The sequence below is a fragment of the Virgibacillus siamensis genome (assembly GCF_039522605.1).
Taxonomy (GTDB): domain Bacteria; phylum Bacillota; class Bacilli; order Bacillales; family Amphibacillaceae; genus Lentibacillus; species Lentibacillus siamensis.
The window spans coordinates 34,016-58,171 of the sequence record NZ_BAAADS010000012.1 but is presented as its reverse complement, the minus strand read 5'-3'; the positions used below and the strand labels follow the sequence as shown (position 1 = coordinate 58,171).

The window sequence follows — 24,156 nt, the reverse complement described above, 5'->3', positions numbered from 1 at the left end:
ATGAAAAGGAGGGGAGAGCTTTGAACAGATCGCCTTAAAATTTTGAGTAAGAGCGCGCATAATGGAGTAAACAATTAATTTTTTATTAGGAGGAATTAGAAAATGAAAGCTATTCCTTATTTACAATTTGGAGGGAATACAGAAGAGGCGTTAACCTTTTATGACCAAGCATTACAAGCGACAAACGTAAAGAAAGTGAAATTTGGGGCTTATGGTGAAGATCCCAATGCTCCGTTATCGGAAGAAGAAAAAAACATGATTATGGAGTCCTGCATTAAGTTTTCGCTATTTATTTTAAAATTTAAACTGTTTAAGTAAAAACAAAAATGACCTGATCATTAAAGTAATGATAGCAATATGTTATAATAAAATACAATAGGCTGGCTTCGCATGAGGGGTTTGGCAGCACTTTCGCTCGTCGGTAGTCTTCAGTGGGAGACTTCCCGTGGAGGGGGGTGTAGCCTATGGACACTGTTAGTGCGCTAACGCTTATGATATCCTTTGGGATGTTAGTAGCGTTTATCGTTTCTGATAATAACCATAAAAAATAACCCCTCATGCACTTTAGCAGGTAAGTGAGGGATTATTTTCCCAAGCTGCCAACCCCTCTTGTCGGGGTTCAGTCTATTATGACCGTTCCATGTATCAGCATGGGCGGTCTTTATTAGTGTATGCACTTATTATCTTTCTATGTTAATTATACCACGAAATCAATGTTTGTACACATTATCATTAATATCCAAATTGAGAAGATGAGTATAGATTAATTTTGCCTTTTTTCTAACTACTTCAAATGAACATTCTCAACTTGGCTCTTATATGCGATTTAAACCGAGGGTAATCCCTGGTGATGTGAATACATTATAAAGTCATGCCAATTTAAATAACTGCAAACTTTTGGGGGCCAGCGTGTTCCAGCGGTGGTATCGATAATATGTACCCCCATTCTTCCAATTTACAAAAGCAACGGGAAACAGACCCGCTGCTTAAAATTACATTTATTATTCGTGCTTTACAAAATTGGTTTCCCAAACACTTTTAATGAAATAAGCCAGATTCCTTCGACTTTTTCATAAGTTTATCCTTTTTATCATTGATTACCCCTTTAAAAATAGCACCAAACAGAATGAATGCCACTCCAAATAAGGATAAAACAAGCAAATCATAATTAACGCGCTTCCAGACAATACCACCTACAGCCTCCCGCATCAAGTCAATGCCATAGGTAAATGGAAGAAACGGATTAATAAATTGAAAAAACTCCGGCAACAGTACGATTGGATAGGTTCCGCCAGATCCGGCAATCTGCAGGACGAGTAGGATAATCGCCATTGCTTTCCCGACATCGCCAAAAACTGAAACAAGCGTATACACCATCACCATGAAAACTAAGCTGATAAACAGCCCAAATATGATAAACCAGACCGGATGGACCGCATACGTATCAATAAGGAACAAGTCACCAAGTGTTATAATGAATGTCTGCAGTAAGCCTATTATGATAAAAGTTAACATCTTTCCAAAATAAATTTCCCTTACAGTCGGATCCCATTCTGCATGGTGCACTTCTGCCGCCAGCAATGAAATAAGCAGCAAAGCACCGACCCATATCGCCAAAACAGTGTAGAAAGGCGTCATGCCAGAACCATAATTTGGAATTGGGAACAGTTGATTTTTGTTTAACTGAACAGGTTCTTCAAAAAAGCTACGTTCTGCATCGGGATTGTTTTTAAGGAGCTTGATAATTTCACCGATGTCAGTCTCTCCTTGAATACTCCGTATCTTATCTGCAAGCTGGTTCACTTTATCATGAACATAAGGATATTCATTCAGCATATATTCGAGAACATCCCTGCCCTCCTGCAGATTCCCTTCCGTTCGACCCAACATCTTTTCAATTTCAGGTATCGTTGACTGGATACCGGTCAAAATCGATTTTGCTTCAGAAAGCGTTGTTTGTGCACTGTTGATTTTATTCATTACAGCCGGTTCAATATTTTGGTTGTATTCTTTCAAAAAGTCGCCAATGCGATTGGATGTATTCGTCGACAGCTCTTCCAAATTGGCAAGTATGCTGTCAACATCCTTTTGTTTCTCTTTCAAAAACTTATCCAAACTCCCGGCATTGACCTGTGCCTCCTGAAGGGCTTCTTTAATTGTCTTCAGGCGCTTTATCGCATCATTTATTATCTGCTGCTGTTTTTGATTCGTGCCCGGATCGGATCCTTCCGTATCATTAGCCCCATCATTTGCAGCACCACCAGCGTTCTGGTTTGGCTCATTATTGTTATCGCCGGATTCGCCCGACTGATCACCCATGTTTTGTACTTGTTTCAACGCACCTTCCACCGCAGAAATTCGGTTAATCGCATCTGTAACACGCTGATCAATCCGCTTTTGAAGTTTGTCACCTTTGCTGAAATCAATCGGCACATTCCTGACTTCATCAATAAAACTGTTAATATCCTTTGCTGTTGATTGGGCCTTTTTCAAATCCTTTTTTATCTTTGGTGACAATTCATTCAGGCGATTCTCGGCCTTATTCAGCATTGAAGCTGTATCATTAATCGTCTCAAGCCCGCTTCCGGTAACATTTTTTGCTTTGGGAATAATCCCTTGTGCTTGATTCATAAGCGATTGTGCGTGATTGGCATCATCCAGGGATTCTGTCATCAGCTCATGAATCTTCGGCAAATCTTCCTCTAATTTGAACACATACTCTTCAAATTTTTTAATGTCCGAAAGATCTTTTTCCAATTCAATTCCTAGCTTGTTAAACATATCAAAAATAACACCATTCACTGTCGAGACAAAGCTGTTGCTGATCTTTTTGACAATAACACTAGCACCTTTATCGGTGATTTTTGGTGCAATGGCATTTATTTTTTCGTTTACATAGTATTTAACACTGGCTTTCTTCGGATGGTCACTCACAACCGTTGCCAAATGTTTTGAAAAATTCTCAGGGATAATAATCACCGCATAATAATCACCATAACGTACTTTATCCATTGCCGTTTCCCGGTCATTAAAATGCCATTCCATGGTGTCGTTCTTCTTCAATTCCTTCACGAGCTCATTACCGGCATTTATCGGCTTATCACGCACTTCCGCCCCACTATCTTCATTCACGATACCAATCGGAATCTGACCAGTCTGCCCGTATGGATCCCACGATGCCTTTATATTGAACCACGCATACAAGGAAGGCAAAATCACGAGTCCGCCAATCAAAATTGCTGCTACCCAGTTTTTTGAGATGTTTTTCATATCTTTTGAAAAGATTTTCCAAATATTTTTCATACCTGTCTTCCTTATCCAAATATTTACTGTTTGTCAACAATTACATATTATAACAGGGTAATGTGAAAAAGTAAAAAGGATGGTAGTTGGGTAATCCCATTACATACCAGTTTGGGATACTATTGTCTGATACCCGCGATGTTCAAAGAATGGTTTGGCTGTTAAACTTGCCTCTGTATTAATTGTGGAAGGTCCTCTATGTATCACTTCGAACTCAAGTTTATTAACTAATGCTGTTGCTATTACTTGTCTCTGATAATTCTTGTGCTTATTTAGAGAGTAAGTCCAGGGGCTCCTTTAAAGATTAGCACCCTAAGAATTCGAACAAAATTTATATAAACTTCCAGACTCCAGTGTTCCAGTATCCTTTTCTATTAATTCCCATTTATTTTCATTGGATTTTATCGTCTCAACAAGTTTGTTGGGACCTGTTATTTCATATTGATGTTTATTTGTTCGAATTGGTTTTTCCCCGTAAGTAACTAAGGTACCATTATCATTAATAATAACCATATAACTCACTTCGCCGGTTTTCATATCTATAATATAATGATGATTATTATTAGATTCAGACGTTCTTTTTAATTTCATATCTGAAGGTTGTTCAAAGAATTTTGTTAGTTCATTCTTATTACTAATAGTCATTACTTTATCGTTTTCAGCATTTTCCTCTATGTTGCAACGTCGAATGGTAACTTCTTTGATATTCTCCTCTTTTGATATTATATTTGTTAAAACCTTTTCGAAAGTAGTCGTTTTCGACTGATGATAAACGAATATAATCCCAGAAATGATTACCAACATCAACATACCTATAACGAACCAAACTTGTTTTTTGTTTTTCAAGGTCATTCCTCCTTGTACAGATATATATGTATTATTCAATTAAATGACCTGATCGTATGGCTAAACATCATACAAACTGACCTCATAAATTTAAGAAAATCACAAACAAACTCCACATTCATTTTACCATATATTCTGAATTCCATATGATGTTATGTAATTAAATAACAAATAAAATAATTACATAATTCCATCATAAAAATGACCACCAAATTAACGCGCATTTTGGTAGTCATTTTAGCCTTCATTTAAATGTTTGCAATATTAAACAAAACCCATTGTGTAAAAGCCCACATTTTCATTTTCAACTCTTCATTCCGTTTTAAAGATCAATTGTATCCCCTATTTTCATAGCAAGTCCTTTACCGGGTTTTACTTTTGCGGCAAAATCATCCGCATCCTGTTCGATGAGTGGAAATGTGTTGTAGTGCATCGGCACAACTGTTTTCGCATTAACCCATTCTGCTGCCACGAGGGCATCTTCCGGCCCCATTGTAAAGTTATCACCAATTGGCAGAAAGGCAAGCCCTATATCATTCATTTCCCCAATAAGCTTGAGATCGCTAAACAATGCAGTATCACCTGCATGATAAATGGTTTTTCCTTCTACAGTTAATAATATTCCTGAAGGCATACCAGCATAAATGACCGTGCCGTCTTCCTCTGTATAAGAAGATCCGTGAAAAGCCTGAGTCAACTTAACCTTGCCAAATTCAAATTCATGTGCACCACCGATATGCATTGGATGAGTATTCAACCCTTTTCCGCCAAAATATTCGGCGAGTTCATTCGGTGCAACGACCAATGCATCATTCCGTTTGGCAATATCAAAGGTGTCCCCGACATGATCGTTGTGACCATGTGTCAGCAGAATCACATCAGCTTTTATCGATTCTGCATCTAAATCACACTGTTCATTCCCCGAAATAAACGGATCGATTAATATTATATGATTGCTTGTTTCAACTCGTACGACAGATTGTCCATGAAAAGATACTTTCATTTTAACCGCTCCTTCTGCAAAATTATAGCTTCTTTACTCTATTCTATAAAAGTCTTACCTTTTCCTCTACCCGTTTACGAATTTTTTTATTCATCATGAAACAAAAATAAAACAGACACCTGTTGCAATGGCGTCTGTTCAATGCTGGACTATTCTTTTCCCAGCTTTTTCTTCAGTGCTGATAATTCCTCGTCAACTGCATTATTTTTATCGATCTCGTTAAATTCATCATCCAGGCTTCTGCTCTCGGTTGAGATATCTTCACTGGTTTCCGCCTCAGCCTCGTACTGGATTACTTTTTCTTCCATCCGCTCGAATCCCCTTTTGGAGTCATCATTTCCAATAGAAGACATCTTTTGATCCATTTTTGTTCTTGCTTTTGCTGATTCTGCACGTGCGGTCAATGTATCCTTTTTCAGCTTCATTTCCTGATATTCTTTCTTCATTTCATCCAATTTATTTTTAAGCAGTTCCGAATCTTTTTTTGCCCGGTTCCATGATTCGCTTAGCATGGATGCCTGTTTATTAAATTCGCCCTTGCCATCCAGTGCACGGCGCGCCAAATCATCGTCACCGGCTTCAACCGCCTGTTCCGCCTGACGCTGTCGTTTGTCAGCCATGGCCGTCGCATCATCAGCTTTTCGCTTCAGCATTTTTTCATTTGCCATCTGTCTGGCTACTGCCGTTTCCATTTCGCGAATGTCCTCACCCATATCACGCATATATTGTTCAAGCATTTTCACCGGGTCCTCCGCTTTATCCAGCATGGCATTCAATTCAGAACCTACTACAGTAGACAGCCGTTTAAAGAATTTAAACATGTCGCTCCTCCTTTTAATTTAGCCACCCTATCTTCTGTATTCCCATTTACGTCTCTGTAATGAAATACGTATTAATTACGAAAAAGTTTCATTAATAAATCACGTTGGTCCAACTGTTATAACTTGTTCCCAGTCTGTTATAATAAAACCATTCATGAAATAAAGAGGTGCTTATATGTCAGACAGACTGGATACATTATTAAACGAAATGAAGAAAAATAATTTAGAGAGTATGATTATCACATCTCCGGCAAATTTTTATTACGTAAGCAACTATTATACCGACCCGCATGAACGTGTGATAGCAACATATATCAGCAAATACCATGATCCTGTTATCGTGGTCCCTTCCATGGAAAAAGAAGATGCTAAGAATGCCGGGTGGAACTATGAAATCATCGGCTACCAGGACCATGAAGATCCTTGGCAGCTTTTGCTCGATTATTTAAAACGCAATGACAGTATTCCTGCTTCAGTTGGACTGGAATATAACAGTTTATCAATTGAGCGGTTTACTAAGATAAAGCAAACTTTCCCGGAAGCTGTGTTTTCAGATGCTCAAGAGATACTTGCTAATATGCGTGTGCTGAAAAGCAAAGAGGAATATAAAATGCTGAAAGAAGCAGCATCCCTTGCTGACTTTGGTGTGGAAACAGGTATCAAAGCAATCCATGAAGGTGCAACCGAACTGGGTATCATCGCCAAGATAGAATATGAACTTAAAAAGCAGGGCGTTCAAGGCATGTCCTTCTCCACCATGGCAATTTCAGGTACCAAAACTGCTTCACCGCATGGAAACCCCTCTATGAAAACCGTTGAAAAAGGGGACCTTGTACTGTTTGATCTTGGGGTCGTTTTTGAGGGATATTGTTCAGATACAACAAGAACCGTTGCTTATAAATCAATCTCCCCAGAACAGGAAAAAATATATAACACGGTGTTAGCGGCTGAAAAGAAGGCAATTGATGAATCCGTTGTGGGAACTCCGGTGGGGAAAATTGATCTGGCAGCACGCAACCCTATTGAACAGGCGGGCTATGGTGACTATTTCACCCATCGGATTGGACACGGACTTGGTATTGAAGCACACGAATATCCATCGATGCACAACAAAAATGAACTTCCGCTGAAGCCGGGAATGTGTTATACCATCGAACCTGGTATATATGTACCGGGAACAGGTGGTGTACGGATTGAGGATATGATTTTCATGACCGAAAACGGTGCCGAAACGCTGACGAAATTTCCAAAAGAACTGCAAATCATCGACTAAAAAATCAGCACCTTCATGAAGGTGCTGATTTAATTTACCGATAACGATGGATGACATCCAGCCCGCCGGTGACTTCAAAAACAGCACCGGTAATCATATCTGAGTTATCCTCACAAAGATACATGATAGTACGCGCTATATCTTCACCGGTTCCGGATCTGCCTATTGGTGTCTTTTCGTCATATGTTTTTCTGCTTTCCTCAATACTTGCTTCTTTCATATCTCCTACGATGTTACCCGGACATACCATATTAGATGTAATCTGATTTTCCGCTTCTTCAAAAGCAACCGTTTTCGTCAGCGACACCAGCCCGCTCTTGGCAGCTGCGAATGCGGAGCGGTATGGCCATCCCGATGCACTGTTAGCACCTTGAAAACCGTAATTAATGATTCTGCCAAAACGCTGCTGCCGCATATGAGGAATTGTCTGACGCAGCAAATAAAACACGGCATTCAAATTACCTTCCATCATTTCATGCCACTCATCTTCCGTATAATCCATCAAATTTTTCCGTTCGAATACAAATGGTCCGGCATTGTTAATTAAATAATCAACTCCCCCGAATTTTGCAACAGCACGATCCACCAGTTTTTTTATATCATCCTTTTTTGTAATATCCGCTTGTTCAATATGCAGACGATGGCTGTATTCCGCCAGATTTTCTTTAGCCTTTTGCGCCTTGTCATAATTTGAAAAGTATGTAGTGGTGACACAATGGCCTGCTTTTAAAAATTCTTCAATCACTTTTCTCCCAAGGCCCGAAGTCCCGGCAGTTATCAATGCGTGTCCCATTTCGATACCCCCTCTTTCAAAATGCCTGTCATGATTGGAATTATATCATAATATACTGAGAACAAAAGCGAAGTGTACTGATTGGCAGTGGATAAAACAAAAAGAATCCACCCCTCAAGAAAAGGGATGGATGCGCATTGTCATTTCTTTTGATTATTGAAGGTGTGAATGCTTCTGTTATTTGAAAGGTTCTCTTTATCTTCAATAACACCACTCTGATAACTTTCCAACAGCTGATTTTGCACAGTTGCTATGCCTTTTTTATCTTCAAACAGTTTTTCTTGTTTGGCCAAAATCATCACCTCCAGTTCTAGTATGTGCAGTAATTCACTAAATACTGTAGGTAGCTGTTTCCAACTCACACAATATCGATTAAACTGTCCACAAAAAGGGTATTGATTAGTAGAAATAGTAAGAAATTCTTTATACCTAAAAAGGGAGGCGAAAATGATGGATTTTGAATATAAGAATATTGTTGTTGCTGTTGATGGTTCACAGGCTTCTGAAAACGCCTTTAAAAAATCACTCGACATTGTTAAACGTAATGATGCCCGCCTGATTCTTGCACACGTGGTCGATTCACGAACATTTGCAACGGCTGAAGCATATGACCGAACATTGGCTGAACGTGCGGATAAATATGCCAAAGACTTGCTGGACAGCTATGTGGAGAACGCACACGAAACGAAAGTTACAAATATTGTACGGTGTGTGGAATACGGATCACCAAAAGTGAAAATCGCCAAAGAAATCGCTGTGGATTTTGGTGCCGATCTGATTATTTGCGGGGCTACAGGTATGGGTGCTGTTGAACGATTTCTGATTGGAAGTGTTTCCGAAAGCATTACACGGTATGCCAATTGCGATGTACTTGTTGTAAGATAATAACGCCTGTTGTCAGCAAAACAGGCGTTATCTTGTATCTTTTGTTATTTCGTTGACAACATGGGAAAGTTCAGGAAGAATCAGTTTATTCATAGCCAGTTTGACTGCACCGGATGATCCCGGAATAGCAAAAACTGCTGTATGATTGATTACTCCGGCCGCTGCCCTTGATAACAGCGCAGCCGAGCCGATGTCCTCCTGGTAACTGAGCATGCGAAACAATTCGCCAAACCCGGTGATTTCCTTGTTAAATAAAGGACTAATTGTTTCAATCGTAACATCGCGACCGGCAATTCCCGTGCCGCCGTTTGTAATAATGACGTCAATTTCCGAGTCGCCGCATCCAGCATTCATTATTTCTTCAATTGCCGGGCGTTCATCACGGATAATTTCCTTCCTGCTAACTGAATGTCCCGCATTCTCGAGAAGCTCTGTAATAAGAAACCCGCTTTTATCGTTTTGTTCAGTTCGGGTATCGCTGATTGTAACAATCATACACCGTACAACCAAATTGTTTTGTTTATGCTCATGAACCGACATTCCGCTCCCCCCTTAACTTGTAAACCTAACCGTATCACGTGCTATCATTATTTCTTCATTTGTAGGGATAACAAGTACTTTCACAGGCGAATGGGAATAACTGATAAACGTCTCTTTACCCCGGATTTTGTTTGACTCAGGATTCCAGTAAACTCCCATAAATTCGAGTCCAGTCAGCACTTTTTCCCGGATAACATCACTGTTTTCGCCAACACCTGCTGTGAAAATAATCGCATCAACACCGGACATGCGTGCAGCATACGAGCCAAGATATTTGTGAATACGTGCAGCAAATACTTCCAATGCCAATTCAGCCCGTTCATTCGTGTCGGCTTTTTGCTCAATGTCCCGCAAGTCACTGGAAAATCCGGACAGGGCCAGCATTCCACTTTTTTTATTCAGCACGTTCATAACCTCATCAGCTGATTGGCCTGTCTCCTCCATGATATATGGAATCAGTGCAGGATCAATATTACCTGAACGAGTCCCCATTGTTACTCCGGCAAGTGGTGTGAAACCCATTGACGTATCAATTGACTTACCTTTATCGATTGCAGCGATACTTGCACCATTACCCAAATGACACGTAATCAGCCGTAATTGTTCAAGCGGAATCCCCATCATTTCGGAAGCCCTTTGCGATACATATTTATGGGACGTGCCATGAAACCCGTATTTTCGGATTCCATATTTTTCATAATATTCGTATGGTAAGCTGTACAAATATGATTTTTCAGGCATTGTCTGATGAAAAGCAGTATCGAATACAGCTACCATTGGCACATTCGGCAGAACTTCTTTGAAAGCCCTGACACCAGTCAGATTGGCTGGATTATGAAGCGGGGCCAACTTTGAAACATCCTCAATGCCGCGGAGAACCTCATCGGTAATGAGAACCGAATCAGTAAAACGCTCTCCGCCGTGGACAATCCGGTGTCCAATTGCACTTATTTCATCCAAAGATTGGATTACCCCTGAAGTTTTCAGCCGTTCCAACAGCCATTTAACAGCTGCTTCATGGTTCGGTATGTCCGCTTCCACACTGTCTTTTTTACCATCTATTGTTATGGAAAATATGGAATTTTCAAGTCCAATCCGTTCGAATATTCCTTTTGCCAATACCTTTTCCTCGGGCATTTGAATCAATTGATATTTCAACGAGGAACTTCCAGCATTGATCGCCAATACATTTTCCATTTGTTACTCAACTCCCTCTCATTCCTGATTCGGCATATTTTCAGAGAACCATGTGTTAATTTGTCCCAGAATATCATTCATCGCATCTGTATTATTAAAAGAAGGCAGATTTGCCAGCAGTGGTTGTTTAGGTGCTGATACACCCTCACCATTCTTTTGCAGAATCAGGATGCTTTTTGTGTTTTTCTCTGATTTGAATGCACTTTTCGGCAATCTGATAACACCGATTATATGTGCATATTCGTGAATAAACGCATAAAGCTGATCTGACTGGTCACTATCAAACAGGAAATCAGGAATGACTAAAATTAAATACCCGGCTTCTTTCGTGTAATTCATACTCTGCTCGATAAATAAATGGTGAGAATACGAGTGCCCCGCGCTTGCTTTAAGCTCAAATTCATTCGCGCGTACATCATCGGGATAATAGCCGACCGGAAGATCTGCAACAATTAAATCAACCGGATCCAATAAGAATGGCCGCAAACTGTCCTGGTGGAAAAACTCTATCTCTTTCCTTTGCAGATTTGCGTTTAATACTGCCAATTCAATCAACGTTGGATCAACTTCACCGGCATACACACTGCTGACGTTTCCAAGATGCTCCAGGACAATCGTCAGCAGGTTTCCTGTTCCACTGGCAGGGTCAAATACACGCATATTTTCCCTTCCTTTTGTTAACTTTTCAGCCAAGTAACCGGTAAATAATGCTACAGTTTCCGGCGTCATTAAATGCTGTTGCTGAGTGGAACCTTTCATACCTTTCAAAATGGCCAGCTGAACAGCTTTGCGAATTTCCGTGTTTGTGTAGGATTCTAATTCTGCTCCCTCTAATTCATCTGTCAATTTCTGTGACAGTTCCTTATCCGTTTCCTCCGGGATATCCCGGTAAAATAGTGTACTTAAAGTACCTGTAAGACAGTCCAGGTATGGAGCATTATCATATTGCTGAATTAATTCTGTCGTCTGATCGATCCATTCAAATAAATTTTCCACGTTCGTTTTTTCCATATTGCACATCCTCTGCTTTCGACTACCTTGAGTGTATCAAAAGACCCGGGTTATTGTACAAAAATCTCCCCTGCCGTGTAAAATGCAGGGGAGATTAAAAATTCGATGTATTGAATTATTCAGCTTCTTTAGCTGCCTGTAAAGCTTTATCGAAATCAGGCAGCTCCGTTACTTCACTCACATATTCAGCATATTTAACGGTGTCGTTTGAGTCAATCACAAAGACAGCCCGTGCCAGTAACCGCATATCTTTAATTAGAACACCATATTTTTCACCGAAATCTGCATCCCGGTGATCGGATAAAGTATCCAGATTCTTGACCCCATTTGCAGCACACCAGCGCCCCTGCGCAAATGGTAAATCCATACTAATCGTCAGTACGTGTGCATTATCCAGTTTGTCTGCTTCTTCATTAAAACGCTTGGTTTCCTCCGAGCAGACACCGGTATCAACTGACGGTACTGCTGCAATCAGCTTAACTTTGCCTTTATAATCGTCCAGTGAGACTTCCTTGAGATCATTTGACAGAACTTTAAAATCCGGTGCCTTATCCCCTGCAGAAATTTCATTACCTAAAAGTGTGACAGGTTCTTGATGGAATGTAACATCAGCCATATGAATCATTCCTCCTCTAAATTTTGTCTACACTTTTATTATGCGTTCACATGCTGCGATTGTCTATTAATAACCGTCATACAAATAAGACAGTTTTGTGAACTATATATCATAATCCATTTGCTGAGAATTTTCACCGTTACTCTGATTGTTTTTCTTGTCGTTATTCTGATTACCTTGCTGATCCTGTTTCTGTTTCTGTTTCTGTTGATTCTGACCACCTTTTTTTTGCTGATTTGATTGATTGGACTCTTTTATAATTTGCTGGATTTTTTCGACAGCTTGTGGTGCAAAATTTATCATTTTCTCATACAAATGCACATTCTCATCCATATGAATCATTTTGATCCCTTTCTGGCTGACAATCAAAAAAGCAACAGGTGTAATGGAGACACCGCCGCCGCTACCTCCACCGAACGGAAGGCTGTCACCACCAGAATCATCGCCCTTACCTCCTCCGCCTGAAAATTCACTTCCACCGGCAGCAAACCCAAAGCCTACTTTTGAAACAGGAACGATAACACTGCCATCAGGGGATTCAACCGGGTCTCCAATAATCGTGTTAACCTCAATCATATCTTTCAAATTTTCCATTGCAGTTGTCATCAATCCTTGAATTGGATGTTCACTCATGATGCTCCTCCTTTATATTACCGCTTCTTTTTTAAACGGAACTTTCCGTATCACTTTAAGAAGTGCGTACATAGCTTGCCCGATTCTTATTGAAACAATGCACTCCAATTCGGAGCGGAAACAAATCCTGTTAAAGTAAGGTGTTACGGAAATGGAAGGCTTGTTTTTAAAGGTGCTTTTGTTACTTACATATCCGGTCAAATATCCTTTAATCGCCCATATACCACCTGACGCCAGACCGGTAGCGTCAGCTTTTCCGGTTCCAAATTCCGTTTTCCAGTAATACTCTCTAAATGTAAGCTGCTTCAATAAAATGGTGGCTGCATCATGATACGCTTTAACGCTGTTTATCAGGTTTGTGCCGGTAGATTGAAACAATTCAACACTTTGCTCAACGGACATTTCAACTGTTTCTTGTTCGGAAAGATGAACCGTTCTGCTGAAAATTTTGATACGATAAAACTGTACGGAGACGACAACTTTTTGGCAATCCTTCTGAAAGACTGCCTGACAGGTAATAAGAGCATTTGAACACAAAACTATTATACATATCAATAAGATGATACCAACAATCCACATAACCTCACCTCTAGCAATACTTTGCAGCAAATTTCATTTTTTATCCATTTCAGCTAATTATTAGTGCGAAAGAAGCAAAAATGGTACGATAAAAAAAGGATATGGATGGGAGGAATAACATTGACGCGTGAAAATCGTAAAAACATTTATCTTTTTCAAACAGCCGGTACTACAGAAAATCAGCTCGATTCCTTGATTACGGAAGCTGAAAAGAATGGATTTACAATTGTCAATAATGCCAGTGATGCGAATATAATTTTGAGCATCGGTGGTGATGGTGCGTTTCTTCAGGCAGTCCGCAAAACCGGTTTTCGGCAGGACTGTTTATATACAGGGATTACACAATCAAATGAATCAGGTCTCTATTGTGATTTTAATATGGATAACATGGATGAAATGCTGCATACCATGAAACACGCAGAACTCGAAGTCAGACGCTTTCCGGTAATAAACGTACAGGTTAATGGTGAATCCGACTTTAATTGTCTGAATGAGGTCAGTATTCGTTCAACAATCATTAAGACGATTGTTGTAAATGTTTATATTGATGATATGCACTTTGAAACGTTTAGGGGAGACGGCTTAATTGTCGCCACACCAACTGGAAGCACCGGATACAATAAATCAACCGGCGGATCCGTTATCGACCCGAAACTTCATTGTTTCCAGGTATCTGAACTGGCATCATTAAATAACAACCGGTACCGGACACTGGGATCACCATTTTTATTAAATAGTGATCGTGAATTAACACTGGAAATTGTACAGGACGGGAATGATTATCCAATCATTGGTTTGGATAATGAGGCATATTCAATCCGTAACATTCAATCATTAAACATTACCCTCAGCGATAAGGTCATTAAAACGGTAAAGCTGAAGAACAATTCATTCTGGTCCCGGGTGAAGCGGACATTTTTGTAGACTGTATTCTCCATAAAATGATGCGGAATGACACACAAAAAATCTATAAACTGCGACATAGCATGATGTTCTACCACCACTGCGGAAATACACGTCGCTTTCACTTTCGAGTATAAGTGCGACATCAGCTCAAGAAAATCACTTTCGCTGTGTCTTCTTTACCGTGGGCGGCTGATGAGCCTCCTTGAGCTCGTCGTGTTGCAAGCACATTCAGTGGTATTACACTCCTCGCAAAAAAATCACTACTGCGCTACGGAGTCTCATCTAGGCCTCTGCTCCCGAGTGAAGGAAGGCCGACTAAAACCGGCCTTTGCGGCCAACGTCGGCATACCCCTTTGTAGGGGCACGTATTTCCTCCGCTATTTTTACGTTTATGATTCTTTACTTGAATCGAAATCCTTATAGAAAAACGGATGATACCACCACACTAGTCTGGGTGAGCGGAGGGCAGTGACTCCTGCGGGAACAGCACGAGTCCGAAGACCCCGCAGAGCGGTTTTCTCAAGGGGGCTGAGGCCGTGCCCGCGGAAAGCATCCGCCCGGAGAGATCCCGGACGGCAGGGAGGGCGAATTATAGAAAATATTCCAGCAGTTATATCGCAGTTTAGTTCAACTGCGAATGACTTTGCATATCACGATTGGTAAGGGGTTCTTTCATAGACGATGTCTCCGTCCACTACAGTCATGGCCACTTCGACCTGATCAAGCGTTTCTGGGTCTATCTGAAAAATATCGTCACCTAAAACAGTAAAATCTGCGGTAAATCCTTCTTTAATAAGACCACGGAAGTTTTCCTGACTAATCGCTTGCGCACTTCCAACAGTATAAAGGCGCACTGCTTCAAACATGGAAAGTTTCTGATCCGGTAAATAAACATCTCCATCAAATGAAGATTTTCGCAACACCGCTGCCTGGATGCCCAAAAGTGGGTTGGCATCCTCAATTGGGGCATCAGATCCACCAGCACAAATCACACCATCTTCCGTCATTGTCTTCCATGCATATGAAAGCTTCAATCGATCCTTGCCAAGCCGGTCAATGACCCACGGAAAATCAGATGCTACAAAAGACGGCTGAATATCCACGATAACGGGTATTTCAGTCAATGTTTTTAATGAACGTTCATTAAGTATCTGACCATGAATTAATCGATCACGTGCTCCATTTTGCAACGGATATTTCTTCATAGCAGCTATGATTTCATCAGCAGCCCGATCTCCTATCGCATGGACCGCAATTGGCAGACCATGCTTTCTCGCCTTTCGCACAATTTTTTCCAGACTTTCCCTGCTGTGAATCGCAACACCTGTATTTCCTTCATCATCACTATAGTCACTGCTGAGCCATGCAGTCCGGCCGCCAAGCGCACCATCAGAAAAAATCTTAACGGCTCCCAATTCAATATATACTGTTCCATCAAGAAATCCCAGATTTTCTTCTATCCTGTCATCCAACACTTCATGATGAACCAGTAAATGCGCCTTGAACTTTCTGTTGTTTTCATTTACAGCATGCATAAATGCCTGATATGTTTTTGTGAACCCACCGTAATAATTCAAATCTTCACTATGTCCCCCGACAAGTCCCTTTGCTAAAAGATCATCCACAGCTATTTTAATTACCTGTTGTAAATATTCCTGTGAAACATCCGGCATTGCCGCTTTGATTAGATCCTGAGCTGTGTCCAAAAAATAACCGGCTGCTTCCCCGTCCTCATCCCGAACGATAATACCACCTTGGGGATCAAGAGTTTCTTTCGTAATATTGGATAGTTGCATGGCCTTTGAATTTGCGAGTAAAGCATGGCGGCACACTCTAGAAAGCAACATCGGGTTATCCGGGCATATGTCATCCAATTCAGCTTTGGAAAATATCGCCGGATTCTGCCATTGATTTTCATTCCAGCCTTCACCGACAAGCCATTCTCCATCTGACAAATTAGCAGTCCGATTTTTCAACGCTTCCTTTACTTCATTGGCAGATTTCATCTGTGACAAATCCAGCCGAAGTAATTTTTCCCCGTGTTGGATGATGTGCATATGACTATCCACCAACCCGGGAAGCATCATTTTTCCCTTCAGGTTCACGACATTGTCAATCTGGTCAAAAAAATCATGATACAGTCGTTCATATGTACCGACAGCTTTGATAAATTCCCCTTCCGTAAAGACCGCCTCTGCTGCATTTCTCTCATTCTCCATCGTATAAATTGGACCACCGAACCAAAGTCTGCCCATGTAATCTCCCCCAGTAAAGTTCGTATTCTTTATAAAAACTTTACCCATTTAACCAATAAAAATCAAGGGCTGCCCCTAAAATAGGAGCAGCCCAATCCAATTAATATTTTGTTGTTATTACTGTTGTGCACCGCCAAATTGTTGCTGAGCAGTTTGAACAAGGCGTTTTGTGATTTCTCCGCCTACTGAACCATTTGCGCGGGAAGTGTTGTCAGCACTAAGCTGCACACCAAATTCTGATGCGATTTCAGTTTTCATCTGATCCAGTGCTTGTTGTGCACCAGGTACTACCAATTGGTTTGAATTATTGTTTGCCATCTTCAATCACCTCCTTGGTACTTATAGAGTTTGAAGGTTGAAGGGATTTTAAACTGGTAGTTGCTGTAAATTAAAACAAATCACTGAATTCATCTTCTTTTTCTGGTTTTCCTGTAAGTTTAATGACCTCTGTGCCGGTCACTGCTTCATCAACTAATGATGTGAAATCTTCCTGTGATTCAAATTGATTAATTTTTTCCCGGCCCGGTCTTGTTTTTGGTGATTTGGGCACAAATATCGTACAACAGTCTTCGTAAGGTCTGATGGAAATATCGTATGTGTCAATATTTCTAGAAACTTTAATGATATCATCTTTATCCATTGCAATTAATGGACGGATAATCGGAATATTTGTCACCTCATTAATCGCATTCATACTTTCCATTGTTTGACTTGCCACTTGTCCGAGACTTTCCCCGGTTGTCATGGAAAGGATTGATTCCTGTTCACAAATCTTCTCACTTATTCGAAACATCATCCGGCGCATGATGGTCATTGCATATCCGTCCGGCATCGTTCGGAAAATATGCTGTTGCAGTTTCGTGAACGGTACGACATGCACTTTAACTGCATTTCCATATACAGTCAGTTTCTCAGCTAAATCCAATACCTTTTGCTTGGCACGTTCACTTGTAAAAGGCGGCGAGTGAAAGTGAATTGCTTCAATTTGAACACCACGTTTCATCGCAAGAAAACCGGCAACCGGACTGTCAATCCCGCCCGAGAGCAGGAGCAGCGATTTACCGGAAGTTCCCACAGGTAATCCGCCAAGACCATTTACCACACTGGATGTTAGATAGGTTGCTTCGGTTCTGATTTCAACCTTAATTTCAAGGTCGGGATGGTGGACGTCGACTGTATATCCATCTGTATTTGTCAACAAATGGCGGCCAAGAACCTGGTTCATTTCCTGTGAACGGATAGGGAATTCTTTATCAATTCGTTTGACGGATATCTTGAATGTCTGAACCTGTGAACTGTTATTCAATGCCCATAATGCAGCTTCTTTTATTTCATTAGAATCATTGGACACTTTAATAGCCAGACTCAGACTTTGAATTCCAAAAACATTTTTGCATTTTTGCATTACCTGTTCCGGCTCATAACCGTTTAATAACACGAACATTCTTCCCTGTGTCCGTTTTACTTTGACCCCGGGAAATTCAACTAATTTATTCTTTAAATTATTTTGCAGCTGTATAATAAATTTCTTTCTGTTTTTCCCTTTAAGGGCCATTTCCCCATACCTGATTAAAATGTGATCATATTCCATAATTATCTACCTCATAACTGCCTTAAATTTATTGATTGCTTCTTCCAGTGTCTGCAAAAATTGTTCGATTTCTGATTCAGTTGTATCAAACGACATGCTTATACGTAATGCGGATGTGGAACGTTCCAAATCGAACCCGCATGCAGCCAATGTTTTACTTTCATCCGATTGCCTGGATGAACAAGCTGATTTAGTAGAAATAAATATATCCTTTTCACCAAGCATATGAATAATCACTTCAGGCTTTATGCCGGGAACAGAAATATTCATAATATGCGGTGCAGCTTCTGCAGCTGAGTTTATTATGACCCCATTCATCACTCCCAGGCGTTTTGCAAGTATTTTCCGCAGCTTATACATATGCTCAATACCATCAGCTTCACGTTCTCTGATTAATCGCATTGCCTTAACCAGTGAAACTGAGCCAGCAAGATTTTCCGTGCCGGAACGTAATGACCTTTCCTGATTTCCACCATGAAACAGTGGCAGCAAATTAGTCCGTTGGTTAACATATAATATCCCTGTACCTTTTAATCCATGTATTTTATGACCGGAAATGGTACACAGGTCAATTCCGCTCTCATCTAATTGCAATGGAACTTTCCCCATTCCTTGTACATGATCAACATGCAATGCAAGTTTTGGATATTTTTTTGCAATCTCACCAATTTCACGAACCGGCTGAATGGAACCAATTTCATTATTCACATGCATGATACTGATTAGAATGGTGTCCTCCTGAATTGCATTTTTCAAATCTTCTATTGAAATTCGGCCATTTTCGTCTGCAGGTAAATAAGTGACACGAAACCCGTCTTCCTCTTCAAGACTTTGACATACCTGATAAACGGATGGGTGTTCAATTTCAGTAGTAATAATGTGTTTTCCGCGGTTCTGATGTTTCGTGGCAAATCCTTTAATTGCCAGGTTATTTCCCTCGGTTCCTCCCGAGGTAAAGATGATTTCCTCCGCTGACACTCCCAAAAGGGTTGATGCCTGCTCTTTTGATTTTTGCAGTAGCGTTTCCGCTTTTCCTCCGAACTGATGGATGCTTGATGGATTAGCAAAAAAGCTTTCCGCAACCTGATGAAAACTTTGCAGAACGGCAGGATCCGGTTTCGTTGTTGCGCTATTATCCAAATAAATCATACTAAAACTCCTTTTAACCCTATGTCAAAGACAAAACAACGAAGGCTGACTTAGAAACAGGTTTACCGCATACCCCGTTCTTAAGACAGCCCCATCATTTACAACATTTATTCCAAGCAATGTTCATCATACATTAAACGATTTGTCTTTACTATTATTCAGTTTGCAGCTTGCTGATATTCTTCAATACGTTTCAGTGCACCTGGCTCAATCTCTTCAACTGCCTTGGCAGCCTGCTCCAATGCCAATTCGTATTCATATGAGCGAAATAACCGCTCCGATTCTGACAACTTAGCAGACAAAGCCGGGTTCTGACTGCGGTATCTGTTGGCATACTGAATAACCTGTTCGGTCAGATATGCCTGATCCAGAATTATTTCAGTCTTATCAGCTATCTGGGCCACACCCGCTTCCGCATCGGATAATGCCTGCTGCACTTCCGAAATGTCAAGCGGCTGTTTGTTCAGTGCATCCAATACCCTGGTATTTTTATTTGCAGCATCTTCCATCAGGTTCCAGATAAAACTTGGCACACCTGGAATGTTGCTTTTGTTTAAGCGTCGGCTTATACGATAAAGTTCATTCTTCATTTCTTCCAATTTCTCTTTTGCTGTCACTTCGTCTTTACGCAAATTTTGAATTTGATTTTTAAATTCATCATGTTTTTGCTGCAAGTCTTCCACCTGCTCAAACCCATTTTCCAATTCAGAGCGCAGTGTGGAATGGGAAGATTCCGCTTCCTCTGTTTCCGCCATAACCATATCAAGCTGTTTTTTTAGCTGTCCAATTGATTTGCCAAGTACGAGGTATTTTTCCATATCAGTGTCTTCAAAATAATATGCTTTCTGTAAGTCCTCAATCTCTTCCTTAGTAACAAGAAAATCATTTTCCAGATTTTCCACTTCTTCCTGAAAAACCGGCAATTTGCTTTCTGTATAATTTCTGGCAACCGCTTCTTTTTCAAGCAGCTGATACATTTCTGCAACTCGTTCTTCAACCTCGATTTTAATTTCTTTGGCCGGGTCTTCATTGCCGTTTTCCAATGCGCGCACACAATCCATCAGCCGCTGCTGATACGTATGTATTTCCTTTTCGAACCCAAAGTGTTCAACCCGATAGCCATCAGCTTTCATACCCTTCAGCCCATTTAAAAGTTCTGCAAGCTGATCAGGCAATTCATTCTTGCATGCTTTGTAAAGTGACGGGAACTCCTCCATTTCTTTTTGAAGGCTGTTAAGCTCACCTTTCAATTCCTCCACCAAATGATGTGCTTCCGAATAATTTCCGGATTCAACATGTTCATGGTATTGCGCCAGCTGTTCATCCAACTGATCAATCCTATCGTCATAATGCCCTTCAGCTTTGCCGTACTGATACCGATTTTGGGAGAGCTTCTTCCGCAATGCCTTTATGGTTGGTTGAATCTGTTCAATTTCTTTACGGCTCGACTCTTCGGATTCCATTAATTGATTCAACTCGTTTAACATCTTCTCAATCTCGTCCTCAATAGACTGGAGAATCTCTTCTGTTTCACGCAATTTCTTTTTTGATTTGGAAAACCGGTACCTGTCTGCCGCCTCTTCAGAATCAAACAAATATTCTTCTATATCCGGCAATTCTTTTGTAACAATTAGTTCCCAGCGATCTTTCCATGATTCGAATTTGTCCTGTGTTTCACCGGAAAGATTTAAACTTTTAATCCGACCAATCTGGGATGCAACGTTGCGATTCATAATATCCATTTTCCAGGCTTCCAACCTGTCTACCACATCATAAATCTTTTTTCGCATTATAAGTCCGGTAATAATCAGCGCAATAACTATCAGTATAATGCCAATGATGTAAGCCATAAAATGCCTCCTGACTGTACTCCTGTAAAAGAGGGTTATCATTCGATGAATTTCTCTTGGAAGAACAGGGATTGTCGGATTATCAACAAAACACCTGCAATTATGTCATTATTATACTAATGATACCATGTAATCTACATTTTTGGCTAAAAAAATTCAATTAAATTGCGATTTTGACAAGATTTTTTTCTGATATGCTTATAACAAACGTATAATATGACATTTTTCACCTATGCTACCCGCTTTTGATGACATAATCGATCCATTCTTCAATTGTTTTAATATACTTTCTGGCAAATGCACCATGTGAACGCTCGCCAATTACCTGATCTTTCCATTCATGCTGCAGAATATAGGGAGTAATCAACATCCCTTTTAACTGCATCAGCAAAAATTGATGATCATTAGCCCTGTTCCTGTTACTGACTGTAAGTGCATCAAAAAATGTATTTTTAATGAAATAATTTTCTTTTGCAAGATATGTTACCGCCATTTCCCGCACAAAAACAGAATCCAGCGATAATTCTCTGTGGATAAAACATGAAAATTGATGATTGCTCTGTTTATACTGTATAATTGTTTCAATCATTTGTTTCAGCCGGGTTATTGGTTGTTCGGATTCACTATTCTTTAATGTCTCCTCAATCGTTTCAAGATACGTCTCATAATAACGTGTCACGGCATGTTCCAATAATCCTTGCTTGCTTTTAAAATAGTAACTTATAAGAGAAACGTTTACCGTCGCCCTGTCAGCAATATCCCTTACCGAGGTTCCATGAAATCCATTTTGAAAAAACAACTGGGAAGCTGCATCGACGACTTTTTGTTTTGTTGGATATTTCATATTAAATTCATCTCCTTATATCTATTTTACGACAAACAAAAGATATATCCTTCAATTTTCTATCGACAAATAACTCAATGGATGTCGAAATATCAGCCAATGAAAGGATAATGTAACCATGTTTCAGGCAACAGCATATTCAGGTAGAAAAGTTAATGATTACGAATTATTGTTAAAACAGCTTACGGCACTGACTGAAGACGAACGTGATACAACCGCCAATCTTTCCAACGCCTCCGCTCTATTAAACCAGTTTCTGCACGATGTCAACTGGGTTGGGTTTTATCTGTGGAAAGGAAACCAGCTCGTACTTGGTCCATTCCAAGGCTTGCCCGCATGTCTGCGCATTGATTATGGAAAAGGAGTATGCGGAACAGCTATTAAAACACGAAAATCACAGCTGGTTGAAGATGTCACAAAGTTCCCTGGTCACATCGCATGTGACAGTGCCAGTAAATCAGAAATTGTGGTGCCATTGATAATTGATAATGAAATATACGGAGTCCTGGATATTGACAGTCCAAGCACAAACCGTTTTGACGAAACAGATCGGGAATATCTCGAAAAATTCGCGGGAATTGTCGAAGGATTTTCGAGATAATTTTACGCAGCATCATTATACAGGCATGAATTAGATGTATCATTCGTTGATACACGCGAACCCGTCTCGAAACGTGCGAAAACCGCTGGAATGTACGATATTCTTTAAGGTAATCAAGTAAAGTTTTATAAAAAACACGGATTATGATTGACTTCCTGTGCTAAAACTTATATACTATTCGTTGTGTAAAATAAAAAGGTAGCTTAAGTGAACCTGCGTTTATGTCATTTTGTTCCTCGATATGAGGTGTATCGCGTAACTCTCGGCTGCTGGAGCGATGGTACATGAAAACAAAATGTATGGCGAACTGGAACACACGGTTTTATTTTATGCGAATAAAACAATAAAGGAGGAAATGTCCCATGTCACGTTTTACAGATTCCATTTGGAAAAAATCACGTCGTCTAGGCATTTCTTTAACCGGAACCGGTAAAGAACTTGATAAACGTCCATATGCACCAGGTCAGCATGGACCAAATCAGCGCAAAAAGATCTCAGAATTCGGCCTGCAACAACAAGAAAAACAAAAATTGCGTTTTATGTACGGATTGAACGAGCGTCAATTCCGTAACCTGTTTGACAAAGCAGGTAAAATGAAAGGTGTTCATGGTGAGAACTTCATGATCCTGCTTGAATCAAGATTGGATAACCTTGTTTACCGTCTTGGACTTGCTCGTACACGCAGACAGTCACGTCAGCTTGTAAATCATGGTCATGTAACTGTAGACGGCGGACGCGTTGACATTCCATCATACGCAGTCAAGCCGGGGCAGGTTATCAGCCTTCGTGAAAAGTCACAGAACATGGACATCGTTAAAGAAGCAATTGAAGTAAATAACTTCGTACCGGAATATCTTTCATTCGATGAAAATAAACTAGAAGGAAGCTACACACGTTTTCCAGAACGGTCCGAGCTTCCAGCTGAAATCAACGAAGCACTTATCGTTGAGTACTACTCACGTTAAAACTAGTGTTTCAGCATTTAATTCACGCAAAAGCTCCCAAATTTTTGGGGGCTTTTTATTATGTAAAATTCCCCAACACAATTTTTACTTTTGGTACCAATCCCTCCGCGACAACTGCAGCATATTCGTTCTTAAAGATATAATGCTGACCACCTTTTCCAAATCTTTTATTTCAATATACATAAATTAACCAATTGCTGTACAAACTACCAGCGAAAACAATTATTAACAGGAGGTATTTTTTATGGCACAACAAAATCAGCAACAATTACAGCAAGCAGTTCAACAGGCACAGCAGGCTGCCCAATCAGGTGATCAACAGCAAATTCAGCAGGCGCAGCAGCAATTGCAACAACTTGAACAGCAAGCACAGCAATCAGCTCAGGCTGATGCCCAACAGCAACAGCAGCTGCAGCAGGCTAAACAACAGCTCCAACAAGCTCAACAGCAACAGGGACAACAGGCTCAAGCCTCCCAGCAGCAACAGCAAAACAA

26 protein-coding genes and 1 pseudogene are annotated in these 24,156 nt (G+C 40.4%); 8 read left to right on the top strand and 19 right to left on the bottom strand.

The window, feature by feature from the left end; translation table 11 throughout:
- The first annotated feature begins 102 nt into the window (after positions 1-102).
- Together ABD010_RS08400 and ABD010_RS18350 are read left to right on the top strand one after the other, a co-directional pair.
- The gene (locus ABD010_RS08400) at positions 103-318 is read left to right on the top strand and encodes a VOC family protein (protein ID WP_343812030.1); all 216 of its coding nucleotides are present in this window, start codon (positions 103-105) and stop codon (positions 316-318) included.
- Positions 319-464: 146 nt separating this feature from the next.
- Positions 465-551, top strand: coding sequence for a putative holin-like toxin (locus ABD010_RS18350; protein ID WP_390351090.1), 87 nt, complete (start codon positions 465-467; stop codon positions 549-551).
- Positions 552-1,038: 487 nt separating this feature from the next.
- On the opposite strand, the gene ABD010_RS08395 is transcribed toward ABD010_RS18350, so the two are convergent.
- From ABD010_RS08395 to ABD010_RS08375, 5 genes and pseudogenes are all read right to left on the bottom strand, one after another.
- The gene (locus ABD010_RS08395; protein WP_343812028.1) at positions 1,039-3,303 is read right to left on the bottom strand and encodes a YhgE/Pip domain-containing protein; all 2,265 of its coding nucleotides are present in this window, start codon (positions 3,301-3,303) and stop codon (positions 1,039-1,041) included.
- 99 nt (positions 3,304-3,402) lie between these two features.
- Positions 3,403-3,558: pseudogene (locus tag ABD010_RS08390) on the bottom strand (GNAT family N-acetyltransferase); the annotation flags it as partial.
- A gap of 57 nt (positions 3,559-3,615) precedes the next feature.
- Positions 3,616-4,149 (bottom strand): hypothetical protein, encoded by a 534-nt coding sequence (locus ABD010_RS08385; protein WP_343812026.1) that lies wholly within the window; start codon positions 4,147-4,149, stop codon positions 3,616-3,618.
- 322 nt (positions 4,150-4,471) lie between these two features.
- On the bottom strand, positions 4,472-5,152 hold the full coding sequence (locus ABD010_RS08380) for a metal-dependent hydrolase (protein ID WP_343812025.1): 681 nt from the start codon (positions 5,150-5,152) through the stop codon (positions 4,472-4,474).
- A gap of 149 nt (positions 5,153-5,301) precedes the next feature.
- Positions 5,302-5,973 carry a PspA/IM30 family protein gene (locus tag ABD010_RS08375; RefSeq protein ID WP_343812023.1) on the bottom strand — a complete coding sequence of 224 codons (672 nt, stop codon included), beginning with the start codon at positions 5,971-5,973 and terminating at the stop codon, positions 5,302-5,304.
- Positions 5,974-6,148: 175 nt separating this feature from the next.
- On the opposite strand from ABD010_RS08375, the gene ABD010_RS08370 reads away from it, so the two are divergent.
- Positions 6,149-7,246 (top strand): M24 family metallopeptidase, encoded by a 1,098-nt coding sequence (locus tag ABD010_RS08370; RefSeq protein WP_343812021.1) that lies wholly within the window; start codon positions 6,149-6,151, stop codon positions 7,244-7,246.
- Between the two features lie 34 nt (positions 7,247-7,280).
- Here ABD010_RS08370 and ABD010_RS08365 read toward each other — a convergent pair whose 3' ends face one another.
- The gene (locus ABD010_RS08365) at positions 7,281-8,039 is read right to left on the bottom strand and encodes an SDR family oxidoreductase (RefSeq protein WP_343812018.1); all 759 of its coding nucleotides are present in this window, start codon (positions 8,037-8,039) and stop codon (positions 7,281-7,283) included.
- Positions 8,040-8,179: 140 nt separating this feature from the next.
- Positions 8,180-8,332, bottom strand: a complete 153-nt coding sequence (locus ABD010_RS08360; protein WP_343812632.1) for a hypothetical protein — start codon at positions 8,330-8,332, stop codon at positions 8,180-8,182.
- A 157-nt stretch (positions 8,333-8,489) separates the two neighbouring features.
- On the opposite strand from ABD010_RS08360, the gene ABD010_RS08355 reads away from it, so the two are divergent.
- Positions 8,490-8,924, top strand: a complete 435-nt coding sequence (locus ABD010_RS08355; protein ID WP_343812595.1) for a universal stress protein — start codon at positions 8,490-8,492, stop codon at positions 8,922-8,924.
- A 27-nt stretch (positions 8,925-8,951) separates the two neighbouring features.
- Here ABD010_RS08355 and ABD010_RS08350 read toward each other — a convergent pair whose 3' ends face one another.
- From ABD010_RS08350 to ABD010_RS08325, 6 genes are all read right to left on the bottom strand, one after another.
- Positions 8,952-9,464, bottom strand: a complete 513-nt coding sequence (locus ABD010_RS08350) for a MogA/MoaB family molybdenum cofactor biosynthesis protein (RefSeq protein WP_343812016.1) — start codon at positions 9,462-9,464, stop codon at positions 8,952-8,954.
- A 12-nt stretch (positions 9,465-9,476) separates the two neighbouring features.
- Entirely contained in the window at positions 9,477-10,661 is a 1,185-nt protein-coding gene (locus tag ABD010_RS08345) for an acetate kinase (protein WP_343812014.1), read from the bottom strand.
- Positions 10,662-10,679: 18 nt separating this feature from the next.
- Positions 10,680-11,672, bottom strand: coding sequence for a class I SAM-dependent methyltransferase (locus ABD010_RS08340; RefSeq protein WP_343812012.1), 993 nt, complete (start codon positions 11,670-11,672; stop codon positions 10,680-10,682).
- A 115-nt stretch (positions 11,673-11,787) separates the two neighbouring features.
- The gene (tpx, locus tag ABD010_RS08335) at positions 11,788-12,288 is read right to left on the bottom strand and encodes a thiol peroxidase (RefSeq protein WP_343812010.1); all 501 of its coding nucleotides are present in this window, start codon (positions 12,286-12,288) and stop codon (positions 11,788-11,790) included.
- 102 nt (positions 12,289-12,390) lie between these two features.
- The gene (ytfJ, locus tag ABD010_RS08330) at positions 12,391-12,921 is read right to left on the bottom strand and encodes a GerW family sporulation protein (RefSeq protein ID WP_343812009.1); all 531 of its coding nucleotides are present in this window, start codon (positions 12,919-12,921) and stop codon (positions 12,391-12,393) included.
- A 12-nt stretch (positions 12,922-12,933) separates the two neighbouring features.
- Positions 12,934-13,500 carry a DUF2953 domain-containing protein gene (locus ABD010_RS08325; protein ID WP_343812007.1) on the bottom strand — a complete coding sequence of 189 codons (567 nt, stop codon included), beginning with the start codon at positions 13,498-13,500 and terminating at the stop codon, positions 12,934-12,936.
- A gap of 120 nt (positions 13,501-13,620) precedes the next feature.
- Between ABD010_RS08325 and ABD010_RS08320 the strand changes: the two genes are divergently transcribed.
- Complete coding sequence (locus tag ABD010_RS08320) at positions 13,621-14,424, top strand: NAD kinase (protein WP_343812006.1); 804 nt, start codon at positions 13,621-13,623, stop codon at positions 14,422-14,424.
- Between the two features lie 632 nt (positions 14,425-15,056).
- Here the strand turns inward: ABD010_RS08320 and ABD010_RS08315 are convergent.
- The 6 genes from ABD010_RS08315 to refZ form a co-directional block, all read right to left on the bottom strand.
- The gene (locus ABD010_RS08315) at positions 15,057-16,661 is read right to left on the bottom strand and encodes an amidohydrolase (protein ID WP_343812005.1); all 1,605 of its coding nucleotides are present in this window, start codon (positions 16,659-16,661) and stop codon (positions 15,057-15,059) included.
- 117 nt (positions 16,662-16,778) lie between these two features.
- Positions 16,779-16,979 (bottom strand): alpha/beta-type small acid-soluble spore protein, encoded by a 201-nt coding sequence (locus tag ABD010_RS08310; protein WP_343812003.1) that lies wholly within the window; start codon positions 16,977-16,979, stop codon positions 16,779-16,781.
- A 70-nt stretch (positions 16,980-17,049) separates the two neighbouring features.
- Entirely contained in the window at positions 17,050-18,252 is a 1,203-nt protein-coding gene (thiI, locus tag ABD010_RS08305) for a tRNA uracil 4-sulfurtransferase ThiI (RefSeq protein WP_343812001.1), read from the bottom strand.
- 6 nt (positions 18,253-18,258) lie between these two features.
- Positions 18,259-19,401 (bottom strand): cysteine desulfurase family protein, encoded by a 1,143-nt coding sequence (locus tag ABD010_RS08300; protein ID WP_343812000.1) that lies wholly within the window; start codon positions 19,399-19,401, stop codon positions 18,259-18,261.
- A gap of 158 nt (positions 19,402-19,559) precedes the next feature.
- Positions 19,560-21,251 carry a septation ring formation regulator EzrA gene (gene ezrA, locus ABD010_RS08295; protein ID WP_343811999.1) on the bottom strand — a complete coding sequence of 564 codons (1,692 nt, stop codon included), beginning with the start codon at positions 21,249-21,251 and terminating at the stop codon, positions 19,560-19,562.
- A 235-nt stretch (positions 21,252-21,486) separates the two neighbouring features.
- Positions 21,487-22,095 carry a forespore capture DNA-binding protein RefZ gene (gene refZ, locus ABD010_RS08290; protein WP_343811997.1) on the bottom strand — a complete coding sequence of 203 codons (609 nt, stop codon included), beginning with the start codon at positions 22,093-22,095 and terminating at the stop codon, positions 21,487-21,489.
- 118 nt (positions 22,096-22,213) lie between these two features.
- Here refZ and ABD010_RS08285 point away from each other — a divergent pair, with 118 nt between their 5' ends.
- The 3 genes from ABD010_RS08285 to ABD010_RS08275 form a co-directional block, all read left to right on the top strand.
- Positions 22,214-22,696, top strand: coding sequence for a GAF domain-containing protein (locus ABD010_RS08285; RefSeq protein WP_343811995.1), 483 nt, complete (start codon positions 22,214-22,216; stop codon positions 22,694-22,696).
- A 362-nt stretch (positions 22,697-23,058) separates the two neighbouring features.
- On the top strand, positions 23,059-23,661 hold the full coding sequence (gene rpsD, locus ABD010_RS08280; protein WP_343811994.1) for a 30S ribosomal protein S4: 603 nt from the start codon (positions 23,059-23,061) through the stop codon (positions 23,659-23,661).
- Between the two features lie 244 nt (positions 23,662-23,905).
- Positions 23,906-24,156, top strand: a 251-nt coding sequence (locus tag ABD010_RS08275; RefSeq protein ID WP_343811993.1) for a hypothetical protein, incomplete at its 3' end; no start/stop codon positions are given.